Origin of the sequence: Metabacillus litoralis (assembly GCF_020524045.1) — a bacterium.
Lineage (GTDB): Bacteria > Bacillota > Bacilli > Bacillales > Bacillaceae > Metabacillus > Metabacillus litoralis_C.
This window is the reverse complement of sequence record NZ_JAIVKL010000006.1, coordinates 43,220-69,312: the sequence shown is the minus strand read 5'-3', so window position 1 is coordinate 69,312 and position 26,093 is coordinate 43,220. Positions and strand designations below refer to the sequence as shown.

The window sequence follows — 26,093 nt, the reverse complement described above, 5'->3', positions numbered from 1 at the left end:
TAAAAAAAACAATATTCATAGATTTTTGCTAACATTATTACGAAAGCGCTTTCAGTAATAATGTTAAACTATAAATCAGAATATTTCAATAAGTTACTCTTATAAATTTGCTATTCTTACTAAATGAGTATTTATTACTATATTTCTTTCAACATTTATACTTCATTTAAGGATCCTTCTGCTGCGCAGCTTCGGACACCTCGTATCAAGCCCAGGGGACTTTTTTGTTCAAATCCATTTTGCTTTCTTACCTTGTAAAAAAGACTAAACTACAAGTGAATAGTTCAGTCTAATTAGAATAATTTATCTATATGTTTGTTAGTTTAAACACTCCTCTTTATCTTGTTTGGAATTTTGAGATAGACTGCTGTAATTCCTCCGCCAGGAAAGATAAAGATTGGGCAGAACTAGAAACTTCCTCCATTGTTGCTAACTGTTCCTGAGTTGATGCTGAACTTTCTTGACTTGATTTCACACTGTTGTCTGCTACTATTTTGACTTTTTCAAGAGCTTGAGATATATTCAATGCTATTTGTTTCTTCAATTGTCCTGTTCCCCTGCTTTTGCTGCTTCAATTGCAACTTTTAACGCTAATAGATTTGTTTGAGGCAGATACTAATTCCACATCGTCATTTTTCTAGGACATTTAACAATCGTTCAAGCTGCAAGAAATGATGCCTGAAGTGCATCTCTACCAGTAAAAACCATTCCTTAGCATTTAATGCACCGAATTTTGGATGAATAGCTTTATTGCCGTCAGGAGCCTGATTCAATACTCTTTCTATTCTTTTCATCCTTTCCAATACGTCTCGAAGTCCTTCTATCAGTTGCTCCTTGCCCTCCGGCTGCGGTGTTGTGTACGACGAAGCTGGGACTTTTATTCGAATTGGCGGAAAACTTCCTAACTCAAATAAAGCCTTGCCATCCTCCGTTTTCCCCTTCGTTACCCCCGTCACATCATCGCCTCCAGCCAAACATTGCTCAACGTTACGCAGCATATAATGCGTCGACTGAATCAAATGCACAAACATCTGCCCAATGGACCACTCCTCCTCGTTTGGTGCTGCAAGTAACTGTTCCATTGTAAGGTCTTCCAATTCAAATAAATAGCGTTCCACACTCTTTTCAAACAATTGCAACGCATCAGCAGTACTTCTCATAAAAACACACCCCTCATTCTTCTTGATTCACTCCAATATATAAATATGCTACTGACAACAGTGTCAGTAGCATATTAGAATTTTTTCGGCTTCTTCCTGAATCCGTAAGCATAAAGACTAAGGTTTTAAAACCTCAACCGTTCCTCGACCTCTTACATATAAAAGCTAGTGGACTCAAGAAGTAGGATTCTAAAATTGTCGAGCCTCCGCGCGCATAGCTAGGGGCGAACTTGTGCCATATTCGAGGCTGAAGCATACCAACAATATCATCAAGCTGATACGGTGCAAAAGTGGTCATAAAATAATAAAAAAGCCCTGATCACCAAACTTGCCCTATTTGTGAGACAGAAAGAGTATCCTAAATTGAATTTTCCTTTGGAATGGTTACACCTGCTCGAATAACTGTTGAACGAACACACCAACTCCTATCAGAGAATACTAAAGCAGATATATTTATCTGCAAGGAGTCGGTCCAAGTGCAATATTATAACTTAAAGCGCATTAAGCAGGGGTGATTTATCTTTTAAAAGAGATTAACTTAAGACGTCTTTCGAATATACTGCTACTGCTACTTTCCTATTTTCCACTATTTGTGGTACGGTTCTCCGTGATGTATCTAAATGAGGTTTTTTGTAATAACCTCCATTCACCAAAAATAATTTAAACAGAACTCAATCAAAAATATGAGGACTAAAAGTAAAGGTACAGATAAAAATGCTACTACTCTTTTTAAATACTTCCATCTTTTAAAGACCTTTATTTTCTCATCAGCAATTTTTACTTTTTCCGTATTTTCTTCTTCTTCTCTTTTTACCGCCCTCCAATAATCAATATCATCATGGTTATCAGATTGCGTAAGTAAAGAAGCATACCTATTTGAAAATTTCTTATAATCTTCATTAACTATTTCTAACTCTGACTCACTCTCTCTCGTATACGAAGTGTTAGCAAGTTGAATATCTGCAAGTAATCTTGTTAATTCCATATAGTTAGATTGAAATCTACCTACTTTTTCTCCAGCATTTTTTATGGACACATACATCGTAAATAAAGTAACGAAAACTGACATAACTAAAAGAAGAATTGAGAGCTTTTGATTCCCGATTGGATTCAAAGTATCCAAACCAAAAGCAAATCTGATTGAGACGACAGTAACAATAATAGAGTAAAATATCGTTATAAACCTGTAAAAGTTATCATCTTCTTTATATCTTTTTGACGCTTCGATTCTTGAACTCCTAATTATCTTACTCCTTCTTTCTAACTCTTTCATTAGGTTATAAACATCGGAAACTTCTCTCAACGTAACGACCTCTTTTTAATAATTTTTATTAATGTTTGTTTACAGCTCTTCATAACCATATTCTTTAAATAATGAGTCTAACCTTTGCATTATATAGTCATGTGCTCTTTCTGTTACTTGAAGGTGAGACTTTTGTCTATGAGTATAAATAATCTCATTGAAGTTTGACTTTGGATTAGGATACAAGTCAGTTTGTAACTCACGAGCAAGCTCCCTTAATGTAATCCCTTCTTTGATTGGAGCCTTTAAAAACCGTCCACTTGTTAGTTCAACAAAGTAAGGATATCTACCTTTTCTATCTTTGGAATTAAAAGGTGCATTATCATCTACAATATTAGTTTCATTAAACCCTGATGTAATCGCATAACCTACTATTATAGGAGTCCCTTTGTCCTCTTTATCTGTACTTACCATTGTCATGAACAATAGCTGACCACCTTTTATTCCAGAAGGTGGTTTTGGGAAAAATGTACGCCTTCTATGTTCCTTTTTCCTTCTTTCAAAGTAGGTTAGGTTGTTGGGAATACGATTTTCACTGTTACCTTCAAACTTTAACCAAATACCCGTGTTACGTATTTGAATTTGATTTTCGGATTCTTCTTTTAGAATTTCTTCTACAATGTCCTTTTCTATATTGTTATCAAATCGTTGTTGACCATTCATATCAAGAGTTGCTCCCCATTTAACTCTATTGGGCTGAATAGTTACAGGTAACTCGTTTTTTCTAGCCTTCTTTTGCGAATGGGCTCTTCCTGTTACTGCATCATCACAATAAGGTTTTTCCTTTACGATAAGGTCTTGAGTTATCTCCCAGTCACCATGATTCTTGATGTCTTTAAGTAAACCATCAAAATAATTATTACACTCCACGGAGAATTCACGCTCTTCTTCCATGAAAACCCCAAACTCATGATTTTTATAAAACCCATTAAAAGTAAAATTAGCTGAGCCCATTATTATTGATTCATTATCAAAGATATAAAGCTTGGTATGAAGACCTTGAAGTGCATACATTTTCACACCAGCCCTTTTAAGTAGCTCTAAACCGGTTATACTGCTAACACCTTTAATAAAATCCTCTCTATCAAAGCGTGTAATTAATACACAGTCTAACTCATTATCCGTTTGCTCAATAAAATTAACTAAGGCTAATGCTGTTTTATAACCAATAAAAGGAGAAATAATTCGAATCTTTTTCTTTGTTGAATCTAATAATGAAAAGAATGTGCTTCCAAAATTTTTATCTAAAAAACTAATTGGCATATATGTTCCCCCTTTTTTTGCATAGTGCAGCTGTATATCTTCATCACAATTCAAACCAATTCTGATGATTGTAATCTGACTTAGCTTGACCTCTTCAATAAATTCCAAGTCTAGAACATTAAGCAAAAATTTTAGAATCTCATCATCCTCCTCTAATATTACCATATTTTGATATTTACCTATTATGAAGTTATCGAGTTCCTCACTATTGCTAAGATATTCATAGAGACAATTAAACTCGCTGTTTAAGTACTGTAAAAATTCATTTGGAATCTTACCTACAAGGTTATCAAGGTCTTTCAACATTGAATCCTTTTCATCGGCGATAATTCCTTGAAGGATTCTGTGTAAGCTCTGATACTAAACAAGCTACAATTCCAACCACTGTTCCCATTAAAAAGTATTGCCTTACAATCCCCCCCTTTTATTTTTCGGCTACTGTTTTCTTCACATACACATAGATGGATACGCCAAACGCCACACCTGCTTTGAATAGGTCAATTGGTGTCATGGACTCACCTCCTTTAAGTAATATTAGACACAGCAAAAGAGACGAAAACTCTTATAGAGCAAACCTCTCTGACTTTTAAGCGTATTGATTATCTTACTTTTCTGGCTGCCCACTCTTCACACGAAGCTAATAGGCTTAACAAGTTCGCCATCTTTCAAGAGTCCAATCCCGATATCCTTCAGTCCTTGCTTATCCTGTAATAAGTACACAACATTCGATGCACCTCCATCATAGAAGAATACCCAACATGTTAGTTCTGGTTTGTTTTCATTTGGAATAGTAGCCTTAACCTCTTCATTGCTTATGTCATCCACTGAAAGAGTTCTAACATCCGCTTTCCAGTCCTTCCAAGCTAAATGTGGGTGATGCTCCTCCATGTAATTCCTGAATACATTAATAATGCTCATAGGTCATTTTCTCCTTTTCATAGGTCGATTAAAATAGAAAAAGGGGGAGAGAACTCATCCGTAATCGATGAATCCTCTCCCCCTTTAAAGGTGAAGTGTTTTGCAACTTCTTTATTGAGTTGTATTTGTATCGTATCAATCTTTCGGTTCTCATTGATGGCAATGAAAAGTTTGTTTCATTCTGTTCACTTTATCAATAGGTATGTGTAATACTTCTTTAAAAAACCTCTTCAGCATAATCGCTTAAGAGGTTAACTATTAATCTTATGCAGATTCAGTTTTCTTTACTTCTATTATTCTTTTACATACTTCAAAACACTCGTCAATATGTGAATTTCCAAGGTATTTCATTGCTCCAAAGCTAATTCCTGCAGAAACTGCTTGTCCTATAAATGGGACATATTTTGTGACCTGTTTAACAGCAATACGAGCTCCTACTTTCTTTAATAACATTGTAACTGTCTGTTTTGTTATATATTTACCTACTAGTTCACTACCAATTGATGAAATAATAACTGCAATTCTTCCCTTAATTGCAGAATCCAACTGGTCAATTTGCTCTGGAGACAATCCAAATTTTTTGTTTATCGCAGGTAGAAGCTCCATCATTATGATAACATCTGCACCAACGTCGGCACCTGGTACTGGAATAACTGCCGCTGCTGCTGAAGCCGAAGCCCTTTTGTTAACCATAGCTTTACATTCTTCTCTTACTCTATTTAGTTCAGTCAAAGTAGTAGGTATCATACTTTTTTCCTCCATCTGAATTACTATAATACCCATACTTTCGACATACTGTAACAATATTCCTCTTTTTACATAAACTACGTTTTAATTTTTTTGTAATCGTACTAAGTCTTTCATTTCCTAAGTCAATAAAACTAAAAAAGAAGAAGAGAAATCACCCATTAGACGAATGTTTCCCTTCCTTGTTTATAATGTGAATAAACAGTGAAATACTTATTTTTTATCAGTCATAAATTTTAATGTAGCGACCTTCATCTATTATTTTTTCAGTGTGTGTAACTTTAAAATCTATTAATACCTTTATAACACTTTCACCTACTTCTTCTCTACCGGGTCCTTCTATGATAATCTCCATATGCTGATACAATTCTTGAATTACATTAGCCACATCTTGCACTGTCCCAAGTGTTTCAACCTTTTTCATAAAATACTTCCTCCTAATCTCTTTTCCACATAGTGGAGTTGTATATCTTCATAACAAATTATACCTATTCTTATGATTGTAACCTCTTTTAGTTCAACCTCTTCTATAAACTCTAAGTCTAATGTATTAATCAATATATTATTAATCTCTTCTTCACTTTCTAATATTACCATATTCTGATAGCTTGGTAATATGAAGTCCTCCAGCTTTTCGTTATTACTTAGATATTCATAGAGGTGATAAAATTCGCAATTCAAATAATCAATAAATTCAGTTGGAAGCACTTCTATAAGGTTATTAAACTCATTTAAACATTTTATTTTTTTCATTAGTACTAGCTCCTATTTGGTTTTTGTGTCAATTCTGTTGCCAATGAAACTACAATTCCTACAGCTGTTCCCAACAAAAAGTATTGCATTACTATTCCCCCATTATTTTTTTAGATTAGTGTTCTTCTTCACATATAAGTAAATTGATACGCCAAACGCCACGCCTGCTTTGAATAGGTCAATTGGTGTCATGAACTCACCTCCTTTACCGGAAAATCAAACACGAAAACAGAGACGAAAACTCTTATAGAGCAAACCTCTCTGACTTCTAAGCGTATTGATTGTTCTACCTTTCCGACTGCCAGTTCTTCATACGAAGCTAATAGGCTTAACAAGTTCACCATCTTTCAACAGACAAATTCCGATATCTTTCAAACCATGCTTATCCTTTAATAAGTACACAACGTTTGATGCACCGCCATCATAGAAGAATACCCAACATGTTAGTTCTGGTCTATTTTCATCTGGAATAGTAGCCTTTACCGCTTCGTTGCTTATCTTCCACTGAAAGAGTTCTAACGTCGGCTTTCCATTCCTTCCACGCTAAGTGTGGGTGATGCTCCTCCATGTAATTCCTGAATACATTAATTATGCTCATAGGTTAACTTGCTCCTTTTCATAGGTCGATTAAAATAGAAAAAGGGGGAGAGAACTCATCCGTAATCGATGAATCCTCTCCCCCTTTAAAGGTGAAGTGTTTTGCAACTTCTTTATTGAGTTGTATTTGTATCGTATCAATCTTTCGGTTCTCATTGATGGTGATTTGACGGATGAGCAGGTGCAACAGCCTTTTCCTCTGCTCTCTGGTCAATGACTCTTGATAGGCACTTTTGAAGTTCTGCATGACCTGTTTGACCATTGAAAAGTTTATAAGTTGTGTACCACCTTCCCCCATTTGCAATTCAATTGGAGATAGTCTTTCTTCAAGTCGTTCCTTTTCTTCATTCAAAGTGGATAGCCGCTGCACAAGGTCAGCTTTTTGAATCAAATCATCTTCGTACAAACCAAGGACTTTCTCTTTCTTTTGTTGATTGGACTCTAGTGCCTTTTTCAAGGTCTCATATTCGTGCTGAAGCGGAGAAGAATCTCGTTCTTTCTTGTTATTAATACGTTCAACAATTTGCTCTATAAGCACATCACTTGTAGCTATGTTTGATAGCTTTTCAAGTACATAAGGGTCTGCATAATCCGTTCTTACTCCATTCGAGCGACAAACTGCTGAACCTTTATTCTTCCAAGCCCCACATACATAATACTCCAGAACCTTTTTTGTTCCGTCTTTGAGTGTATTCGTTGTCCTTCCAATCACCATTCCTGCCCCACATGCAGGACACTTCATGATACCAGTGAGAGGGAACTCGCCGTCATGTATTCGATTAGGCTTGCCGCTTCTACTCGCCATGATATTTTTTGCTTTTTCCCATGTTTCTTCTGTAATGATAGCTTCGTGCTGCCCCTTTTCAATTACAGGGTGAGGATTAATATTGTTTCTTCTCTTCTCGTTCCAATCTCTCCGGACATTATAGCGAATAAATCCTGCATAAAGGGGATTGCTTAGAATCGTTTTTATCCCATTGATGGAGAAGTCTTTGTTCTTTTTTGTCCGGTGTCCTTCATTGTTGAGTTTGTTTGCGATGGATTTGTAGCCATTCCCCTCAACATAAAGGTCAAATACCTTTCGAACCGTTTGAGCTTCTGTTGGATTAATCACAAGGGTAGAAAGCTTTCTCTTACGGTTTTCTCCTGGTACGCTTACGACATCATAACCAAGCACCTGACCGCCATTCCAGGAACCTTCCTTTGCTCGAGCCAACATCCCCATTTTTACGTTTTGAGCGATATTGTCTCGTTCAAATTCAGCAATGACTGCTAACATACGAAACTGCATTTTTCCAGCAGGAGTTGCTGTTTCATAGTTTTCAGTATATGAGCGAAAAACAATATTTTTCCCTTCAAGTTCTTCAACAATATTAAGCAAATCTTTCGTCTTTCGAGAAAAGCGATTCACCTTCCATACAAGCACTAATTCAAAGTCTTTACTATTGGCATCATGCAGTAGTTGTTGTAAGGCAGGTCTACCTTTAATATTTTTTCCACTTTTACCTCTGTCCACATATTCCTTATGAACAACGTAACCTTCTCGCTCGCACATTTCTCTCAGAACTCGTACCTGTTCGTCAATACTGTACCCTTCTTCTGCCTGTTCCAACGTGGAGACTCGGGCATAGATAGCTGCTCTTTTCTGTGTTCCAATTTGGCTGAGTTGGTCAAGCTGGTCGTTTAGCTGTCGCGCATGACTCGTATGGCTTGGCATCGTTCTTACCTCCTTTCTTATTGTCGTCATCTATTAACCAACGAGCTACCTGTGACAATGGAATTCCTTGCATAGCTGATAAGGATAAATGTTTAGTATTTAGAAGTTTGCACATATACTCAAACACTTTCACTCCTTCTTCTGTAGAAGTATCAAAATACTCTGTTGCTGAACAAAGCACTACACCATATTCAGCAAACTCTCTTTCTATTTGCTGAAGCTCCTCTCCATCAGGAGATAGTGTGAATACATCCCATACAACTAACACTGCAAACAAGCCACTAGCGGCGTCTTTCAACATTTGCTTTAATACTGGTCTTACTTTGTACGCAGATTCCGAACTTGGCTCTGAGTAAACTCTGCTAACTTGATATCCTGCCTGCTCGCATTTGTCTTTTAAAACTTGGATGTTTCGGTGTACTCGATACCCCTCGGGTTGGGTCCAAGATGTATTTCTAGTGTAGATTACCAAATTGTCTAGATTCTGCTGTACAATTTCATAATTTTTTATCATTGGACTCTTCTCCTTTAGGTTGTTTAGTAAGGTACTCTGTGACCATTTCTGCTAAGATATCTAACAGATTTTGATATTCATTGATAGAAGCTTCTTTTTCTTTCATGATAAGCTCACCTCATCGAAGTAATAATATATATTTCAATTCCTTGTAAAGAACTGGGGGGAGGGGTGGTTAGCTAAAACAAAACTCTTTTATTTTAGTTTTTAGCTTTAGGTATTGTATGATTTTTTTGGTTTTCACACACCCCCTATCCCCCTTAAAACTGAATACTATCGCCAGCTATAGTAGGGAAGTGTAAATCTCCCAACTCTATTAGCTTTATTCCATCATAGTAGACAGTTCCTTTGACTTTTTTCTTCACAATCGGGATATTTTCACTGTCTAAAATTACTTTGAAATAGCGCCAAAATACTTGACGAGATTTCGTTCCTTTGTCATCAATCCCTTGAACAGTTAACCATTGGCTGTACATATTGTAAAAGTCAGACTGCTTAGTACGGGAACCGCCCACTTGGACTACATGGGAATGGAAAAATTCTCTCACTGGATTTTGCTCATCATGATAAGCACTTTCGGTTTCCTTAATAGCTTTACACTCACTGAACTGATAGTTGTTACTTCTAAGCCGCTTCAATCCTTGAATAGCCCAATTAAGAATTCCAGGAAGTTCTTTGAGAAGCTCGTTTTTCAATTCTACGTTTCGTTCTTCTTTTTTAAAGGTTCTTGGAAAAGGAACGATAATAATTTTCCGAAAATAGCCTTCTGTTACGTCTGATGAGTCGGGAAGATTATTGACTAAGAAAACCAACCGGCAGTATGGTCGATAATTAATAGCTGGGCGATACTTTATGTTAATAGTGATGTTATCTCCACTAACAATTGCCTTAAAGTTTTCGGTTTTGAGTGCTTTACCGCCCATTTCATTCTCAGCTGCAATATTAAGCGATTTCCCAATAAGGTTTTCCATGCCAAATGTTTGGCTGAATTCTGAGAGAGGGACACTACTAACATTATCTTCACCTACAAGAGCAGTAACTATGGAAGCCATAACACTTTTGCCATTAGCCCCACCACCATAATAATAAACTGCCTTTTCAGCTTTTGTTTCGACTGTCAGCCAATACCCTATTAACTCTTGATGAACATTAATTAGCTGGCTGTCATCAATGGTAATATCTTTCATAAAATTCATGAAAAGAGGGGCGGTGGCATTAGGGTTATATTCTATCGGAATTTGTACGGTTGATAAAAATTCATGTGAGTGAGGATGAAGTGTAAATGTTGTCAAGCTGAGCATCCCATTCCTCACATTAATGTAGTTACGATTTGTATTCATTTCTTTAACTATAATTGCTTCACGTTGAAGTGCTTTTACTACTTCCGATTCATAAGGACTTTTCCAACTGTTCCATCTACCCTCGTGCATAATTGTTCGTATGACCTTTCCAAGACTAACCTCAGAAAGCTCTTCATACACACCTTTTCTGTTGTAAAGGAACAATCGCCCATCCTTCGTTGAGCGTACATTACATCTTTTTTTAAAGTGCTTTGCAAATGCATTGGCATTGAACGTGTAGCTATTTTTCTTTTCATCATATAAATACCCACGTTCCTCTGCTTTTCCAACCATAAGGATAAGTGTTAATTCTTCCAGTAGTTCTAACGGAACAAGGGATTCAGACACTAATTTAGCATTATTGTACATTTCATTAGCAACTTGTCTTGTTGTTTCATGTACATGATTCATCAAAGCAGAGAAGAGGGCAGCACCTTCTTCGTAAGAAACCATTTTAACTGCTGTAACAATTAGTGAAAGATTTTCTTTAATATCTATTGACAGTATTTTTGTTTTTGTTTTTGTAGTCGATTCTAGCAACCTTACTTTGCTAATTGGATATTTTGAAATATAATCATTCAAGTTGTTTACTTCTAGCATGTCATTTCTCCTTACTTGGGTAGGGAATAGGCTTTATGAGCCTATTCCTACTCTTAAAAATACTTATTAGAATTATGAATTTACGCTTATAACTAGTAATCTTTCATATACATCACCTGAAGCTGTTTCAAAATGACTAATTTCACATGTTCCAATCAATCCAACTAACTGGGTAATAGTAATGTTCTGCCCTTTAAAAATAGATTTAAAGCTAGCAAGGAATACCATTAATGCTGACTCAGCTTTTGTTGATATGATATATGGAATAGTGATTTGCTTTGGTACTTCCATACCAACTTTTTGAATGGAGAATGTAATCAAAAACTGGTCATATATTCCGAATTTTCCTGCTACATTTTCTTTAGTAGTTATGTTGTCAATACGAAACTCATAATTACCTTGCTCAACTTTTGCCTTCCTTGGCAATTTCACATTGTCCCCGAAAAAAGAAATAGTGCGGTTTAATGCGGAATCATTTCGATGCTTGTTTGATTCATACACATTACTATTTTCATTCGAGAAGACATGTTGCGTATCTGAATCAATTTGGTCACTATTTACCGGTTGACTCGGTACAATTGGGCTATTCCATCCCTCTCCTATATAACTAGTCGTATTTTCAGATACATTATTTTTGTCCATCACGTTTTTCCATCCTCTCTCTTCTAAAACTTCTTTTTCACCAAACAATACTGGACGTCTTACTTTTTTAAGTCCCACTATACCAATCCTCCAATTTCTTCACTGCTGTTTTCTACCTCGCCATAGAAGTCTACTAAAGCCTCAATGGACTCAGAAAACCTAAAAGTATTCATTACTGTATTGAGATACCATGCAACTACAATGGAATCAGTTTTTACTTCATAAGCAACAGGTTTTACGTGAAACCTATTTAGGTTGTCAATAATAAGACTAATGACTTTGCTTCTTTCCTCCTCTTGCATATCTAACAAGAGAGTTTCTTTGTAGCGATTAATTTCCGCAAAGACCATTACATTTTTTACTGTATTTACATCATCTAGTACAGCGAAATCATTCTCTCCATTTTCACCGGATAGTTCATCTCCAAAAGGATTCATATCCATTAATCTTTGTTCCTTTCCTAAAATATTTTCCAACCTGTTATGCTCCTGAACATTATTAATGAAGTTCAATTTTCCTTTGTAATATTTTTGAGTTTGTTCTTTCAATAGCATAAATTTCCCCTCCTAAAATATAGTTAATTTTCAATACTCTATTCTGATTTCACAGGTTTGAAGAGCTAACTATCTTCTTCAAATCTTATAATGCCATATGCTTATATAGCCAATGGGTATCTCATAAATAGAAATATGAGACACCCTTTCTCAAAAAAAAAAAACAATAGTGCACTCCACACTATTGTCCCTTTAAAAATCCATTTGCTCTTAGTATTTCTCTCAGTGCCATCATCTCTTTAGAAGAGGTTAATTTTTTTGGCTTTTTGCTTTTGAATTCCTTATATTCTTTTTTTGCCTGCTCTAAAATTTCGTAAGGTGAAGCATATTCTTCAGTGTCTACATAGTTTCTTTCGTTATTTAATTCGAATAAACTATGGTCCTTATATCCTTTCTTTCTAAAAACTTTTAACTCATTGATAAATTCTTTTTCTTTTAGTTCAGCCTGATTAGCCAATTCTTCAATTGTTTTCTGTACCATGGCATCTTTCTGCTTTTTAGTATCTAACAAGTCTTTTATAACTAAACGGTCTAACTTAATCTTCTCCGTAGATGGACTGATTTCTTCTAATAATAGATTGCAATTCAAATTTACAATTTCTTCGACCGACTTATCGATAACTTCTTCTGCTCTAATTTCTGAGAAAAGTTCACGGATATGTTTAAACTTCCTTTTAAGTAAAATCATTTCTTCAATATAATACATATGTAATATTTCTTCGTCTGTGGGACTTAATGTCTCTTCAAGGTTTGGTATGCTCAAACTTTGCAAATATTTATTCAGTTGTTGCCTTTCATTGAAGGTTACCAGTTCTAGTTTTGCTAACATTGACTGTAAAGAAAGGCGGTCTTCAATCTCATTTATTAAAAGCGTTTTAATATGAGCTGTTAGCACGGTTAAAAGTTTTAAATCTCTATCCTCTGGATGCTGTTGCATCAACTTACTGTAAGTAACATGGTCTTTAATTATTGATTTAATAGCTTCTTTAGAATCTTTGCTAAAAGAAAATCCAATATTATTCTTAAATACTTCTTCATCTATAGCTACTGAATTTAATACCTTTTTAAAATATTTACAATTATTAGGATTGGCATCTTTTACTACGTCGGCAGGTATCGAATCTATATCCTCACCTTCTAGTGCCAGTAACTCTTTAGTAATTTGATACATAGTAATTTTTTCAACCATCTTTTCAACTCCTTAGAAGGGTATATCCCTTCTATTATTAAAAAAAATCGGAATCTCGTTTCCGATTTTTCACTCTTTATTTTACACCAATATCACTTAAGACAATATCTCCTTCTAAGTAATCCACAAACCACCAATCTTCATATCCCATTTTACGTTTATAGATATTTTCGCTTTCGAGACAAATTTTCATTTCGATTTCTTCCCCCTTATCTTGTGCTGGAAAATAGACAAAAGACCAATCTTCCATATCAAAGGTCACCTGCTGATAGGAACGTTCTTCTAATTCATTAACATATGCTGTATATATCATTTTTCATTATCCCTTTTTGGGAGTAATACCTCTTCAAAAATCTTCTCTGAGTCTTTTATACAAACTAAAAAGAGTGGACTATTGGATGACACTTCTAAAGCAATTCCAATAATCCACTCTGAATCTTCATTGTATATATAAGTTTGAAACAAAACTGGATTCGGTAAAATTCTCTTAATATCTATTGAAATGAATTCTTCGTCCATTTCATCATGATATAAAAGTACCGTCTCTTCTCCTACTGCATCTGATTTAACTGCTACACCGTACTTCTCTTCCATAAAATCTTTCAATTCCTCAATATTAAACATAGCTATGCCTTCCTTACATAATTTTTTTAGCATACACTCTTGCTAACGTCATACGCTACTAACTTCCACTGCTGTTTCAGAGCAGGGTAGAGAGGGTGAAAACCTTTCCTACCAAACTTTGCTTCTATTTGAAGAATGTTTGCTTTCTTGTCTAGTAATATAGCTAATATCATATTCAATCGTTCATTTGCTTTCTTATTTGTCTTAACTCCTTTTCCGACTGCAATAATCACATCATCTGCTCTTGCTATTGCTTCTTGAATGCATTTCAAATTTTCAGTAGCAGATTTTGTCGTTTCTTTACCTTCAATAGTTGGAAATAAATTCACAATATCAACAACCCCATATTCCAATTTAGAAAGGTTATTAATAACATACATCGTTGTTTGGTCTTGTACAATTTCGTCTGCCTGACCTGCATTTTTCATAATAACAAGTGCCTTTTTCTTGTTCTTGTCCCACTCTTTCCTGATAAGATACTTATTTTTCATTTCCTCATCATAAGTAACTTCTGTTTTTATCGTGCTTTTTGTTGCTTTCACTGTTCTTTACTCCCTTCAGATATAGCCTTTTTCTTTTAATGAAGTGAAGGTTTCATCACCTACAATTATATGGTCCAAAACATCTATGCCAATGATTTTCCCAGCTTCTTTTAGCCTTTTAGTTACCTCTAAATCTTCTTTGCTTGGTTCAGTTTTTCCCGAAGGGTGATTATGCCCTACAATTATTGATGCTGCATTACTTAAGACAGCAGCCTTCATTACCTCTCTAGGATGCACTATACTTGCGTTTAAACTCCCAATATGACAGACATTAATGGATACTGGTTGGTTCTTCGTATCAAGTGAAGCAACAATGAAATGCTCACGGTCTTTATCTTCAAGGAACAGTTTCATAAGTTGGTATCCATCATTTGGTGACCTAATAGACCTTTCTTTGTAAAGTAGACTAGATTCCTTAACTAACTTAACAGATACAATATTTACTCTTTTTGCAGAGACTTTCTTTTTCTCTTTTTTATCAAGATTCAATAAAAATTGTTGTTGATTTCCATAGTTATCCATTATTCATTCCTCCAAAAATAAAACACTCTAATTCCAAAGAGGAATTAGAGCTGATTTGCTTATTTACATTGCTTTCTATTAATATAATATATATTTGAATTCTCATTATATTCGGTTTTAAAACTTATAATTGTAAATGATATATACGAAAAAGGAATGATTGTAGTGAAGTGTAAATGCGGTGGTATTCTTTCTGTTATAAGAATTGAGGATTATCCCAGTAAAATTATAAATAAAATCAACTATGAGCGGTTATGTGGTGTCGAATGTCTATTATGTGGTCAGATTCTTTACAGTCAGCCATATGACTTTGGAAAAAATTTCAATATGGTAAAAAGTTGACAGGTGAATAGGAAAGTATCTAATTCATTAAATCTTTCACTGATAGATTTAAATTCCCTTCTTTAATAACTCTTTTGTTCCTCTATAGTTAAAAACATTCTATCTCTAAAGACAAAAAAAGGGTCCAAGTTGAGACCCTTTTTCCTGAACAGTTATGTATAAATTATCCTTTTATTACTTCACGAATTGAACTACGGTCAAATGTTAAACGAGTTCCATTATCAACTACAATAACAATTTTCCCTTCATCCATTGAATCTAAAATACCATGAAGTCCACCAATTGTTACTATTTTATCGCCTTTTTGAATGTTATTTTGCATTTCTCTTATTGCCTTTTGTTTCTTTTGCTGAGGACGAATTAAAAGGAAATAAAAAATAGCAAACATAAGAATTAATGGGAGTACAGTACCTAACATTTCCACTTATTTTCTCTCCTTTGAGTCAATAAATTTTAGCACAGAGATTTGTAAACGATTTCTCATATACAACTGACTTTCCTATCTAATTAATTTTAACAGAAAACAGCAATTATGATAAGTTGTTATTCAAAATATAAATCATCGCCTAAACCATAAGTCAGAAAAATAAAATCCTCTGACTTGTAAAAAATAAAAGAAACCCTTAAATAAAGGATTTGTAATTTTTATTTGACATAATTCTGACTTTATTTTAAGATGAATTAAGCAAGAGGAAATGTCAGAATATTTACAGGGGGATGATTTTAATGAGTAAAAGAATTGAGCAGTACGAGAACGGGTCTTACCAATCTAAACTAACAGTTGCAATTTCAGATAGTTTTGTTTCAAGGAACAAACTACGCACAGAAAGAAACGCCTCAAAGACAAAACCATCCAGTGGAGAATCCAGAATTTACATTGGTTCACAGAGCTCTCCTGTAGCCTCAAATTTCTTTTCTTTCACTGGTACAGTAAAATACTTAAAGAACGATTTTGCAGCTTCAAATGCTAACTGCTTCTTTTTAAAAAGTAACCTTTTAGAGTATTTAGAGCTAGCCTTCAAGGAGTACCATGAACCTGCTCAAAACTATTTTTATGATATAAGCGAACATTATTTCGAACTCAAAGAGAAACTTGAAGACTATAGCGAAGAAAAAATATATTTTAAGGTCTTTAATCATAGAGGAAAAAAGGATACTGAGAGGTTCTACATCAATTCCGACAGCGAAATTTGGAGTATTTTCAGAAAAATTGCTTTACCCCATATTTCAACGTTGTCTATTACCAAGTCTGTAGGTCCAAGCCAAGATGAATATGAATTTTTATTATCAATCAAGGAAAAGTTTGTTGATAGAGAAATGCCAACTGTGATAAGGGAAATTTATGAAGATGCAGAACAATATGAAGAAGAAGAAACCGATGCGTTGTCTCTAGTAACCTCAAGAAAAGGACAAGGGAAATTTAAGAACAGATTACTCGAAACAATGAAAAACTGTCCTTTTACAGGAATTTCAGACCCTATTTTGTTAAGAGCAAGTCATGCCAAACCTTGGAGTGAATCAAATAATCTTGAAAGACTAGATGGATATAATGGACTTCTTCTAACTCCAACATACGACGTACTGTTTGACAGAGGATTAATTTCTTTTGAAGATGATGGCACACTAATGATTTCACCACTTGTTTCAAAGGAAATCATCCAAAAGTTAAATCTTATTTTAGGGGAAACTTACAGCATATCAAATGGAACTGGTAAACGCTCTCCTTACTTGAAATACCACAGAGAAAACATTTTCAAGCAGTAAAAAAATAAACACCTGTTCAAATATGAACGGGTGTTTGTCTATTAAAATAAAGATAATTGTTCAATTTCATTTTTATACTTATAATTTTCACCTTCTAAAATTTCTGGCAAGCTAGCATTAATTGATTTCATTATTTCCATTAGAACATCAACCACAATTGAATTACCTGCCTGTTGATACATTTGTGTGTCTGATACTACGATATTGAAACTATCGCAAAACCCCATAAGTCTCAGACATTCTCTTGGAGTTAATTTTCTTATACGTCCCTGTGTTGTAACGTAATTATCCACTCCAGCCCTATGCATTTTGTGCATTGTAGTTAATAACGGTCTTGCAATTTTCAAATCAATTTTTGGCTTGGAATAAAAGTTCTTAGTTCCACTAGACATGACGTACTTTTCGACTTTGGCTGATAGGAAATACTTTTCAAGGTCTTCCATCATCTTTTCTTGGTCTTTATTTTCCTCCACAAAAACAAAATCCCCATGCCAATTGAATTGTTGATTTGCCTTTTGACAAAGTTGTATTTCACCATCAATTTGCGTATATCTTTTATTAATATTTTTTTCCATTGTTACAAACTCTACGCCTTTTTTATTCAAATAATACTTTCCTGATACTGAATCTAATAAAAAATCTTGCATCGTTTTTTCAAGTGGAATAGGTTTTGGAAAGGAGAATTCATTTGATAATTCGATATCTTTTCTAAATCCTACAACAAATAATCTTTCTCTATTTTGAGGAATACCATAGTTCCTGGAATTCAAAACATCAAATTTCCAATTATAATTAAGGTCATCAAATACTTGTTGCATTGTAGCCCAAGTGTTTCCACCATCATGATTTATAAGTCCTTTAACATTTTCATAAATAAATACTTTGGGTTGTATTTCTTTAATTAGACGGGCATATTCATAAAATAAAGTTCCCCTTGTATCTTGTAGCCCTCTTCTTTTTCCAACCATAGAAAAAGACTGACATGGACTACCGCCTACAAATAAATCTATTTGGTCCTTATATTGGCTTCCGTCTAAGAATGATGCATTCCAATGAAAATGATTCTCATCAATATCGTAATTTGCTAAGTAACTTTGTAGTACAAAGTTTGATTTTTTCTTAGGTTTATATAAATCATCTACATATTCTTTTTTCTTATCGGAATCGTTTATTTTTGATAAATCATCAAGAATTTCTACACTTGATAATCTCTCTAATAACATGTTTATAATATCGAGGATTTCAGTCAAATTACTATTAAGTTTTTTTACTGAAGACCTTTCAACAAAAGCTTTAAAATGAGCTTCATATTGCTCTAACGGGATACCAAGAATCTTTTTTAGCAATTCTTCATCTTTTACATTTTTATAGTAATCTTTGATATCTTTTAAAAGATAATAATAATGAGCCTTAGAAATCTCGGTTAATTGCTTATCTTGGAAACTTTCCGTAAGAGGAGTTATCTTTAGTTTTTCATTTCTCATAGATACCCAATCAAAAAATAAACTCATTTTTGATATTATTAATTGGTTTTCAGTAATTTCCTCTCCTACTTTTACTGAAACATTTTCTAACTCTTCTCTCAACGTTTGAATATGCTCAAAATGCTCTTGAATATTAAGTTCATTAGCATCCTCATATCTCTCATCTGTTAGGCTTAATAATCTTATTTGTAATTCTTCAATCTCTTTATCTATAGCCAGCAAGTTTCTCTCTATTTTTTTTGAAAAGATATCAATGCCTCCATTATCACATGCAAAGGCTATTTTATAATCAATACCTAATCTTTCTAGGGAATGCTCAATAGCACCTATTCCACTAAAAACAGTTCCTAATTTTAACATTGGCGCTTCACCCTTTATTTTTTAGACGTTCAATAAGACTCTAACCATTATAACAAAAAGAATTGTTTTTGTCTGGTACCAAAAAGGGAACGTTTGTTCTAGTATAATTTACCACAATTCTTTCTATAAAACAAAAGAAAAACATTTTTAGGTTGTTTTCCACAAAAAAACCTCATTTACTTATGGTACGGTTCCCCCCGATTAATCCGAAACGCCCGATAAACCTGCTCCAACAATATCAACCTCATCAACTGATGGGGAAAGGTCATCTTAGAAAACGACAACGTATCATTCGCCCTTTTCATCACCTGTTGACTCAGTCCCAGTGATCCTCCGATTATAATTGCGATTTTACTTTTTCCATATGTAGCTAGCTGATCGATCTCTTTTGCTAGTTGTTCTGATGTTTTCATTTTTCCTTCTATCGCTAGAGCAATAACATGTGTGTCATCACTGATTTTGCTTAAGATTCGCTCTCCTTCTTTTTCCTTCACAATTTCCATTTCGGTTTCACTAAGGTTTTCTGGTGCTTTTTCGTCAGCTAATTCAATGATGTCTAACTTGGCGTATGCTGATAATCTTTTTAAGTATTCATCAATGCCTTGTTTTAAGTATTTTTCCTTTAACTTCCCTATTGTGATAATTGAAATATTCATCTCTTTATTTACTCCATTTCATAAAAACGCTATCAGAATTCTTATCCACAATCGTTCACCAGTTATCCACAATCACAAAAATAAACTAGCTACCAACTATATATACTGCTGGGTTCTTGCACAACCCACAAATTGTGGATAACTTATTATTTTCATTCACTTTTTCGATAATAGGAGCTACTTCCTTTTCATCTACATACATATCAATCGCTAAATCTATATGTTCTTCACAACAATACATAATTCAAAATTCCTCCTTATCCACATGTGGATATTTCCTTTTTATACTAGACTATATCTGATATTATAGTTATCCACAAATCAATTCATAAAAAAGAGAGAGCTAAGTATTAGCCCCCTAACATATCTTCTTCTCCTAATTTCATCTTTCCGGTTTGCATTTTACCATCTCGATAGAAATTAAATTCTACTGTATCACCAATATTTTTCGTATAAAGGATTTTCCGTAATGCGATGATATCCTTTACTTCTTCACCTGCAAACTCTGTTATTACATCAAACTCTTGTAAACCTGCTTGAGCAGCTGGTGATAGTGGTGAGACACTCATGACGATTACTCCATTTGTAGTGTCTTCTGGAAGTTTTAATGTTTGTTGCTTATGGTAGCTTGAGACTTCGTTTAATGATCTCATCCCTATTCCCATAAATGGACGTCTTACTTCGCTATAGTTTTCAAGATCTTCGATAATTGGAATCGCGTGGTTTGCTGGAATGGATAAACCGATCCCTTCAACAGCTGCTTGAGCAATTTTCATTGAATTGATACCAATAACCTTACCATCCATATTAATAAGTGCTCCACCGCTATTACCAGGGTTTATAGCAGCATCTGTTTGTAATACTTCTGCATTCCAGTCAACTAGTCCATCACCGTTCTCATCAATTGGAATCGCTCTTTCTGTACCTGATATGATACCTTGTGTAACTGATCCAGAAAACTGAAGGCCTAAAGGATTTCCTATTGCAATGACAGGCTCACCTGGTTTCACTTTATCAGAGTCCCCAAATTGAGCAACCTTTGTTATTTTTTCACTATCAACTCTTAAAACAGCCAAATCTGTTAAAGCATCACTACCAAGAAGTTCAGCGGGCACTCTTGTACCATCATTTAAGCTAATTTCCACTTGTGAAGCACCAGCAATCACGTGATGATTTGTAACAACAAAGGCATTATCGCCTTCCTGTTTGTAAATCACACCTGATCCAGTTCCTGCTTCACCCGTTTCATTCCAAAATCCGGCCTCTTGTAAGTTTACAACACCTACAACAGCTTCTGAGACTTCATCAACAATGCCAGTAATAGCTGTATTTACATTTACGGCAACATTTTTAACAGGACCTGTTGCTTCAGCTGGTCCTTCTTGCTCTGTTTCCTCACCACTTAAATCCATATTATAAGGGAGGAAGTTCGAAAAAGCTGGAAAAGCAAATAACATGAGTAATCCACCTAAAATGGCACCAACTAAACCTGCTAAAAACCAACCTCCACGATTTCCTTTTTGACGTTTAGCATTATAATTTTCATAATCTTGATCATAATAGCCCATTATGTTCACCATTCCTTTCCATAGCTCGTGTGAATAGTGTGATATCTAATCAACATTATTCTCTTGTCTAATGAAAATTAACCAAGAAGATGATGATTTTACATAATTTTTATTAGTATGTTATATTTTTCATTAAACAATAAATATTTATAAAGTTAAATTATATTGCAACAAGCGGTGTCGGGGTTGTTGGATCTGTATCGTATAATTCAAATCGCTCTCCTGTTATAAAGCCCTTGCTTGCTAATGTTTGCTCTACAGACATTCGTGCTAAATCCTTCATATTATTATCTTTACTTAGATGAGCTAAATAAATACTCTTGGTTGCGTCTCCGATTACATCCATCATGGCAATAGCAGCATCTTCATTCGATACATGGCCAACATCACTTAAAATACGACGCTTAATGCTCCATGGATAGTGACCCATTTGAAGCATTGAAACATCATGATTACTTTCGAAAACAAAGGCATCCGCGTTTTGAATGGTTCCCTTCATTTTGTCACTTACATAACCTGTATCCGTAATCAGTGCTAACTTTTTACCTTCATGATGAAAAACAAAAAACATTGGCTCAGCTGCGTCATGCGAAACACCAAACGATTCAATATCAAGAGATGTGAATGTTTTTACTGTCCCTGTTTGAAACACAAACTTTTGATCTGTAGCAATTTCTCCAACTAAGCCATCCATAGCTTTCCATGTTTTTTCATTTGCATAAATAGGAAGCTTAAATCTCCTTGCTAATACTCCTAGACCTTTAATATGGTCACTATGCTCGTGTGTAACGAAAATTCCAGAAAGCTTACTTATATCTCTTCCAATTTGCTCAAATAAGTTTTGCATTTGCTTTCCACTAAGACCTGCATCAACTAAAAATGATTGATTCTCTGTTTCTACAAATATTGCATTCCCCGTACTACCGCTTGCAAGAACACTAAACTGCAAGCTCATATCTGGTCACTCCTCTTTTCCCTACTGTGTTGATTGTAAAACGTCGCCCTCTAAGGCATTAACGTAAAAATCTTTTCTCTCATTTGTATCTGTTTCAACAATAATATGCCAAGTTGGTGCTAGAATTTGTTGATTGGTTAAAGGAATATGAGTGTAATAGCCATATTGGATATTTTTCACTTCACTATTAGTTGTTAAATAATTCTTATTATATAGTGCTTCAATCGCTTTTAACGCAGGTACAGCAGATTCTTTTTCCTCAACCTCTTTAATATCCTCAAGCATAGACTGCTCATAGCTTACGATTTCATTATTTTCATTCACGATGAACTTAACCATTCCTATATGATCATCTTTAGATTGAAAAATGTTACGACCATTATATCTTTGAATACAAATAATAGAATTTGTTTGTTCATCTGTATACCAGTACTTATATTTGTCACCAAAATTAACATAATCCTTTAATAGTTGATTGATTCTATTTTCAAGATTTGATTCTGGAACTGGTATAGGTTTATTAAGTTTTACTTTTAGTGAACGAAATGGGTTACTAGTATTAGTCAGGATTAATGTTTGATCCTTTGGTACTTCCTCAAAAGTAAACTCTTTACTTTTCGCAGTAATATAAAAGCTTTTTCCTTCAATATCAGGCAACTTGCTATACGTAATATTCTCAACAGCTAATTTCTCTTCTATTGTTGCTTCTTTCATAATTTCATAATTAGATTTATATTGTAATTCATAAAACTCAATGGCCAAAAAGATATCTAGAATTAAAAATGCAAGGATAAAAATGGATTTCGTTTTACTCCACTCCAATTTCATCCCCCCCAACTTTTTGCTTTGTTTCTTTAATTTTCAAAAGTGTGCCATCTTGCAATTCAACACACCAAGCAGGAGTTAAATTAACATATTTATTATTAACAGAACCACCAAGCTCATAAGCAACAAAAATATTCTTTATTTCCATATCATCAAAGTTATCACTATCTATTAATAACTCCTCTACCTTCTTACCAGACATTAAAGTAACAGGTTGACTAGATATTGGTCTTTCTTTTAATTGATAAAATGGGCGTTCATAGATAGCAATTTCATTTTGTCCCCATCTTTGTGAGATCATTGTTGGCCCATACGATTCTTGAACTGAATTTATCACAGGTATTGAATCTAATGACATGATATATCTTATTTCCTGAGTGAACTCATCTATATTAAATAAAACATAATTATCTGTCCAGCCACCATGGTCGTTTATATAATTGATACTCTGATTGATCAGGTGACTAGGTTGTATTGAATTCGTATCAAATGGTATTGGATTCACATACTCAACTAGATGTTGATTTGGATAGATATTTAACTCTCTTGTTCCGTCTGTATAACGATTTTTCGAAAGAATCACATCTTGTTTAACCAACCGTGGATCACTAAAAAGTGCATTTTTGAATTTTTCTGCACCAATTTCATTTGTTACATATTGAAAGCTTTTTAATTTCAATTCATTCGTAGGTAGCATAAATTCAGTGCCATCATTAGAATAAAAGCCAAAATAAGTCGGGAATTCTTCTCTTTTATTAAAGAGATTTGAGACAAATTGATTTGCTGTTTCTTCACTAACCGATGTTTCGATCATTCTCATTTCTTCTGTCGCTACAAAGTAAACTTTTTGTATTTCATTTTCTTTAGGTACGTTTAAATATATACGATCAAAATCTAATGACTCATCTTTATCAGAATTCCAATCGAAAAATGATTGAACGGTTTCAATAGGAATCTTATCAAAAAAACGCAATTCTAATTTAGCTTCTTCCAACCCATGAATCCAAATATTGAATTTTTGCTCCGTAAAGGTTTGTGAAATTCTTTGATCACTTGTTGTATACTCCCATTCTTGCATTTCCAACCATAAATCTTCAAGGTGATTATCATCTAGTGTACTATAATGATTTTCATTTGTATGAATAAAAAGCTGTTGTGGTTTAACAACTTCATATACTTGTCGCTTTTCATTACTAATTGAATTACTATCAAAAAATTTATCATCTTGATATTCTGGTAAATATGGTTGGGTACTCCACATATTCCAGGTGAAAAATAAACTAATACATACTAATACAATTAATATTGCACTTTTTATGGATTCTATGTTCATTCCCACTCATCCTCTTGTTCTGGGTCATATGGCAGTGTGAAATACACTGTTGTTCCTTGACCCTCTTTGCTCTGTGCCCAAATATCTCCTCCATGTGCATAAACCATTTCCTTAGCAATAGCTAAGCCTAAACCTGTTCCGCCTAACTGTCTTGTTCTTGCTTTATCAACTCGATAAAAACGGTCAAAGATTTTATTTAAGCTATCTTGAGGAATCCCAACACCTTCATCCTTTACCCTTATCTGGATTTCAGTTGATAGAACGTCAATTGTAAATGTAACTTTTCCACCTTCTGGAGAATACTTTAATGCATTTGAGATAATATTGTCTAAAACTTGAGTGATTTTATCTGTATCCATTTCAACATAAAGTTCATCTTTTGGAATATTTCTTTTAAATGAAATATGCTGTGTTTTAGTCATCTCAAAACGGTCGATAATTTTATTGAAGAAAACAGTAAAGTTAATCCACTCTTTATTTAGGCGATAATCTGTCCGATCTAGCTTTGAAAGCTGTAGAAGATCATTCACTAAACGAATCATCCGTTCTGTTTCTGTTTGTGTGACATTTAAAAACTGTGGTGCCAAATCATTATCTTTCCATGCACCATCTGCTAATGCCTCTAAATAACTCCTCATTGTTGTTAAAGGAGTCCTTAGTTCATGTGACACATTCGCAACAAATTCTCTTCTTTCTTGCTCAATCTTTTCCTGCTCAGTAATATCATATAAGACGGCAATTAATCCTTCAATTTTACCTGTTTCTTTTTGTATAGTTGAAAAATTAACCCGTAGAATAAATGGTGTCTCACCTGTACTCGAATCAAGGATAAATGATTCTTGTGCATCGACCAAGCTCTCAAAGGTATGTTCATCATCAATACCTAATAATCTTGTAATATTGATATTTTCTATTGTTCCACGTGAAACATTTAGCATTTCTAGAGCTGGATTATTAACTAAAATGACTTGTCCATGTCGATTCGTAGCAATAACTCCATCAGTCATATGAGCAATAACAGATGCTAATTTTTTCCTTTCACCTTCTGTCATCGCTTGAGCATCTTCTAATCTTTCTGTTAAATAATTAAACGTTTGAGCTAATTGACCGATTTCATCTTCTCCGTATACCTTTACTTTGCGTGAGAAATTACCATTCGCCAGTTCCATTGCTTGCTTTTTCATATCAGTCATTGGTCTAGTTATGGTTCTTGCTAAGAAAATACCTAATGCAGCTGTAATCAAAAGTGAAAGGATTGTGCCAGTTGCTAATATTTTATTGATAATTCTCATCTGGACAAACACTTCCTCCATTGAAGCAGCAATATAAACTGCACCAATGGTCGTTTGGTTATGGTTAACAGGAAGTGTCATAATGACAACGCGCTGCCTTTTCCCCTCATCAAAATACATCTTGCTGTGATCTAGCCCTAAAAGTGCTCGAAGTATTCGATCCTCTGTCGTTTTTTTACCGACTATATCTTGATTAGAACTTGATGTAGCAATAACAGTCTTATTTTTGTCTATTACTTTTACTTCAAGTATTTCTCCTCTTGCGAAATCTTCAATAATAGTTGTGATCTCACCCTCAGCTGTCTTACCATCCGAGTATTCCTTTGGATCACGAGACATTTCTTGTTCGATGTTATATACAAGTAAATTTACCCGTTTAGTTAGTGAGGTTTCAAAATTAGTTTTCAAAGAAGTCTCTAGTTCACGAACAAAATAAATTCCAATAATTTGCATGGCGAGCATAATTAGCAACACATAAACCATAACAAATTTAAAATGAATAGAACGAAAAAAGTTCACTCTTTTCATG

Annotated in this window: 29 protein-coding genes; 1 reads left to right on the top strand and 28 read right to left on the bottom strand. The window is 34.3% G+C overall.

Annotated elements, in window-relative coordinates; translation table 11 throughout:
• Positions 1 to 337: 337 nt before the first annotated feature.
• The 20 genes from LC076_RS11005 to yajC all read right to left on the bottom strand — a co-directional run bounded on the left by LC076_RS11005 (position 338) and on the right by yajC (position 15,745).
• Positions 338 to 544 carry a hypothetical protein gene (locus LC076_RS11005; protein WP_226669346.1) on the bottom strand — a complete coding sequence of 69 codons (207 nt, stop codon included), beginning with the start codon at positions 542 to 544 and terminating at the stop codon, positions 338 to 340.
• Between the two features lie 85 nt (positions 545 to 629).
• Entirely contained in the window at positions 630 to 1,160 is a 531-nt protein-coding gene (locus LC076_RS11000; RefSeq protein ID WP_226668741.1) for a DinB family protein, read from the bottom strand.
• A 646-nt stretch (positions 1,161 to 1,806) separates the two neighbouring features.
• Positions 1,807 to 2,463 carry an SLATT domain-containing protein gene (locus LC076_RS10995; protein WP_226668739.1) on the bottom strand — a complete coding sequence of 219 codons (657 nt, stop codon included), beginning with the start codon at positions 2,461 to 2,463 and terminating at the stop codon, positions 1,807 to 1,809.
• 39 nt (positions 2,464 to 2,502) lie between these two features.
• Positions 2,503 to 3,726, bottom strand: coding sequence for a phospholipase D family protein (locus tag LC076_RS10990; RefSeq protein ID WP_226668737.1), 1,224 nt, complete (start codon positions 3,724 to 3,726; stop codon positions 2,503 to 2,505).
• A gap of 627 nt (positions 3,727 to 4,353) precedes the next feature.
• On the bottom strand, positions 4,354 to 4,644 hold the full coding sequence (locus LC076_RS10985; protein WP_226668735.1) for a hypothetical protein: 291 nt from the start codon (positions 4,642 to 4,644) through the stop codon (positions 4,354 to 4,356).
• A gap of 264 nt (positions 4,645 to 4,908) precedes the next feature.
• Entirely contained in the window at positions 4,909 to 5,391 is a 483-nt protein-coding gene (locus LC076_RS10980) for a hypothetical protein (protein ID WP_226668733.1), read from the bottom strand.
• Between the two features lie 223 nt (positions 5,392 to 5,614).
• The gene (locus LC076_RS10975; RefSeq protein ID WP_226668731.1) at positions 5,615 to 5,815 is read right to left on the bottom strand and encodes a hypothetical protein; all 201 of its coding nucleotides are present in this window, start codon (positions 5,813 to 5,815) and stop codon (positions 5,615 to 5,617) included.
• Positions 5,812 to 6,144, bottom strand: a complete 333-nt coding sequence (locus tag LC076_RS10970; protein WP_226668728.1) for a hypothetical protein — start codon at positions 6,142 to 6,144, stop codon at positions 5,812 to 5,814. Before LC076_RS10970 ends, LC076_RS10975 begins: the two co-directional genes overlap by 4 nt.
• Before the next feature lie 616 nt (positions 6,145 to 6,760).
• Positions 6,761 to 8,458 (bottom strand): recombinase family protein, encoded by a 1,698-nt coding sequence (locus tag LC076_RS10965; protein ID WP_226668726.1) that lies wholly within the window; start codon positions 8,456 to 8,458, stop codon positions 6,761 to 6,763.
• A complete protein-coding gene (locus LC076_RS10960) occupies positions 8,412 to 8,972 on the bottom strand; it encodes a recombinase family protein (protein ID WP_226668723.1) in 561 nt (186 codons plus the stop codon). Before LC076_RS10960 ends, LC076_RS10965 begins: the two co-directional genes overlap by 47 nt.
• The gene (locus tag LC076_RS24150; protein WP_264191505.1) at positions 8,956 to 9,078 is read right to left on the bottom strand and encodes a hypothetical protein; all 123 of its coding nucleotides are present in this window, start codon (positions 9,076 to 9,078) and stop codon (positions 8,956 to 8,958) included. The genes LC076_RS10960 and LC076_RS24150 overlap by 17 nt, the downstream gene beginning before the upstream one ends.
• Positions 9,079 to 9,232: 154 nt before the next feature.
• Positions 9,233 to 10,912: a phage/plasmid primase, P4 family gene (locus LC076_RS10955; RefSeq protein WP_226668720.1), complete on the bottom strand. Its 1,680-nt coding sequence runs from the start codon at positions 10,910 to 10,912 to the stop codon at positions 9,233 to 9,235.
• Positions 10,913 to 10,984: 72 nt separating this feature from the next.
• A complete protein-coding gene (locus LC076_RS10950) occupies positions 10,985 to 11,632 on the bottom strand; it encodes a hypothetical protein (protein WP_226668716.1) in 648 nt (215 codons plus the stop codon).
• Positions 11,632 to 12,108 (bottom strand): hypothetical protein, encoded by a 477-nt coding sequence (locus LC076_RS10945; RefSeq protein WP_226668714.1) that lies wholly within the window; start codon positions 12,106 to 12,108, stop codon positions 11,632 to 11,634. The genes LC076_RS10950 and LC076_RS10945 overlap by 1 nt, the downstream gene beginning before the upstream one ends.
• Positions 12,109 to 12,289: 181 nt before the next feature.
• The gene (locus tag LC076_RS10940) at positions 12,290 to 13,297 is read right to left on the bottom strand and encodes a hypothetical protein (protein ID WP_226668711.1); all 1,008 of its coding nucleotides are present in this window, start codon (positions 13,295 to 13,297) and stop codon (positions 12,290 to 12,292) included.
• A gap of 76 nt (positions 13,298 to 13,373) precedes the next feature.
• Positions 13,374 to 13,610: a hypothetical protein gene (locus LC076_RS10935; RefSeq protein WP_226668708.1), complete on the bottom strand. Its 237-nt coding sequence runs from the start codon at positions 13,608 to 13,610 to the stop codon at positions 13,374 to 13,376.
• Positions 13,607 to 13,921: a hypothetical protein gene (locus LC076_RS10930; protein WP_226668703.1), complete on the bottom strand. Its 315-nt coding sequence runs from the start codon at positions 13,919 to 13,921 to the stop codon at positions 13,607 to 13,609. The genes LC076_RS10935 and LC076_RS10930 overlap by 4 nt, the downstream gene beginning before the upstream one ends.
• Before the next feature lie 26 nt (positions 13,922 to 13,947).
• Positions 13,948 to 14,463 (bottom strand): DUF1643 domain-containing protein, encoded by a 516-nt coding sequence (locus LC076_RS10925; RefSeq protein ID WP_226668699.1) that lies wholly within the window; start codon positions 14,461 to 14,463, stop codon positions 13,948 to 13,950.
• A 15-nt stretch (positions 14,464 to 14,478) separates the two neighbouring features.
• Complete coding sequence (radC, locus tag LC076_RS10920; RefSeq protein ID WP_226668697.1) at positions 14,479 to 14,985, bottom strand: RadC family protein; 507 nt, start codon at positions 14,983 to 14,985, stop codon at positions 14,479 to 14,481.
• Positions 14,986 to 15,490: 505 nt separating this feature from the next.
• Positions 15,491 to 15,745, bottom strand: coding sequence for a preprotein translocase subunit YajC (yajC, locus tag LC076_RS10915; protein WP_264191513.1), 255 nt, complete (start codon positions 15,743 to 15,745; stop codon positions 15,491 to 15,493).
• A gap of 308 nt (positions 15,746 to 16,053) precedes the next feature.
• Here yajC and LC076_RS10910 point away from each other — a divergent pair, with 308 nt between their 5' ends.
• Positions 16,054 to 17,091 carry an HNH endonuclease gene (locus LC076_RS10910; protein ID WP_226668693.1) on the top strand — a complete coding sequence of 346 codons (1,038 nt, stop codon included), beginning with the start codon at positions 16,054 to 16,056 and terminating at the stop codon, positions 17,089 to 17,091.
• Between the two features lie 41 nt (positions 17,092 to 17,132).
• Here LC076_RS10910 and LC076_RS10905 read toward each other — a convergent pair whose 3' ends face one another.
• The 8 genes from LC076_RS10905 to walK form a co-directional block, all read right to left on the bottom strand.
• Entirely contained in the window at positions 17,133 to 18,935 is a 1,803-nt protein-coding gene (locus tag LC076_RS10905) for a DNA (cytosine-5-)-methyltransferase (RefSeq protein ID WP_319005514.1), read from the bottom strand.
• A 176-nt stretch (positions 18,936 to 19,111) separates the two neighbouring features.
• Positions 19,112 to 19,591: a 23S rRNA (pseudouridine(1915)-N(3))-methyltransferase RlmH gene (gene rlmH, locus LC076_RS10900; protein ID WP_226668690.1), complete on the bottom strand. Its 480-nt coding sequence runs from the start codon at positions 19,589 to 19,591 to the stop codon at positions 19,112 to 19,114.
• Positions 19,592 to 19,676: 85 nt separating this feature from the next.
• The gene (locus LC076_RS10895) at positions 19,677 to 19,832 is read right to left on the bottom strand and encodes a CxxH/CxxC protein (protein ID WP_226668687.1); all 156 of its coding nucleotides are present in this window, start codon (positions 19,830 to 19,832) and stop codon (positions 19,677 to 19,679) included.
• Between the two features lie 109 nt (positions 19,833 to 19,941).
• Positions 19,942 to 21,159: a S1C family serine protease gene (locus LC076_RS10890; RefSeq protein ID WP_226668684.1), complete on the bottom strand. Its 1,218-nt coding sequence runs from the start codon at positions 21,157 to 21,159 to the stop codon at positions 19,942 to 19,944.
• A 160-nt stretch (positions 21,160 to 21,319) separates the two neighbouring features.
• The gene (locus LC076_RS10885) at positions 21,320 to 22,114 is read right to left on the bottom strand and encodes an MBL fold metallo-hydrolase (protein ID WP_226668682.1); all 795 of its coding nucleotides are present in this window, start codon (positions 22,112 to 22,114) and stop codon (positions 21,320 to 21,322) included.
• Between the two features lie 21 nt (positions 22,115 to 22,135).
• Positions 22,136 to 22,936 (bottom strand): two-component system regulatory protein YycI, encoded by an 801-nt coding sequence (locus LC076_RS10880; protein WP_226668677.1) that lies wholly within the window; start codon positions 22,934 to 22,936, stop codon positions 22,136 to 22,138.
• Positions 22,923 to 24,272 carry a YycH family regulatory protein gene (locus LC076_RS10875; protein WP_226668676.1) on the bottom strand — a complete coding sequence of 450 codons (1,350 nt, stop codon included), beginning with the start codon at positions 24,270 to 24,272 and terminating at the stop codon, positions 22,923 to 22,925. Before LC076_RS10875 ends, LC076_RS10880 begins: the two co-directional genes overlap by 14 nt.
• Entirely contained in the window at positions 24,269 to 26,092 is a 1,824-nt protein-coding gene (gene walK / locus LC076_RS10870; RefSeq protein WP_226668673.1) for a cell wall metabolism sensor histidine kinase WalK, read from the bottom strand. Before walK ends, LC076_RS10875 begins: the two co-directional genes overlap by 4 nt.
• Between the last annotated feature and the right edge of the window lies 1 nt (position 26,093).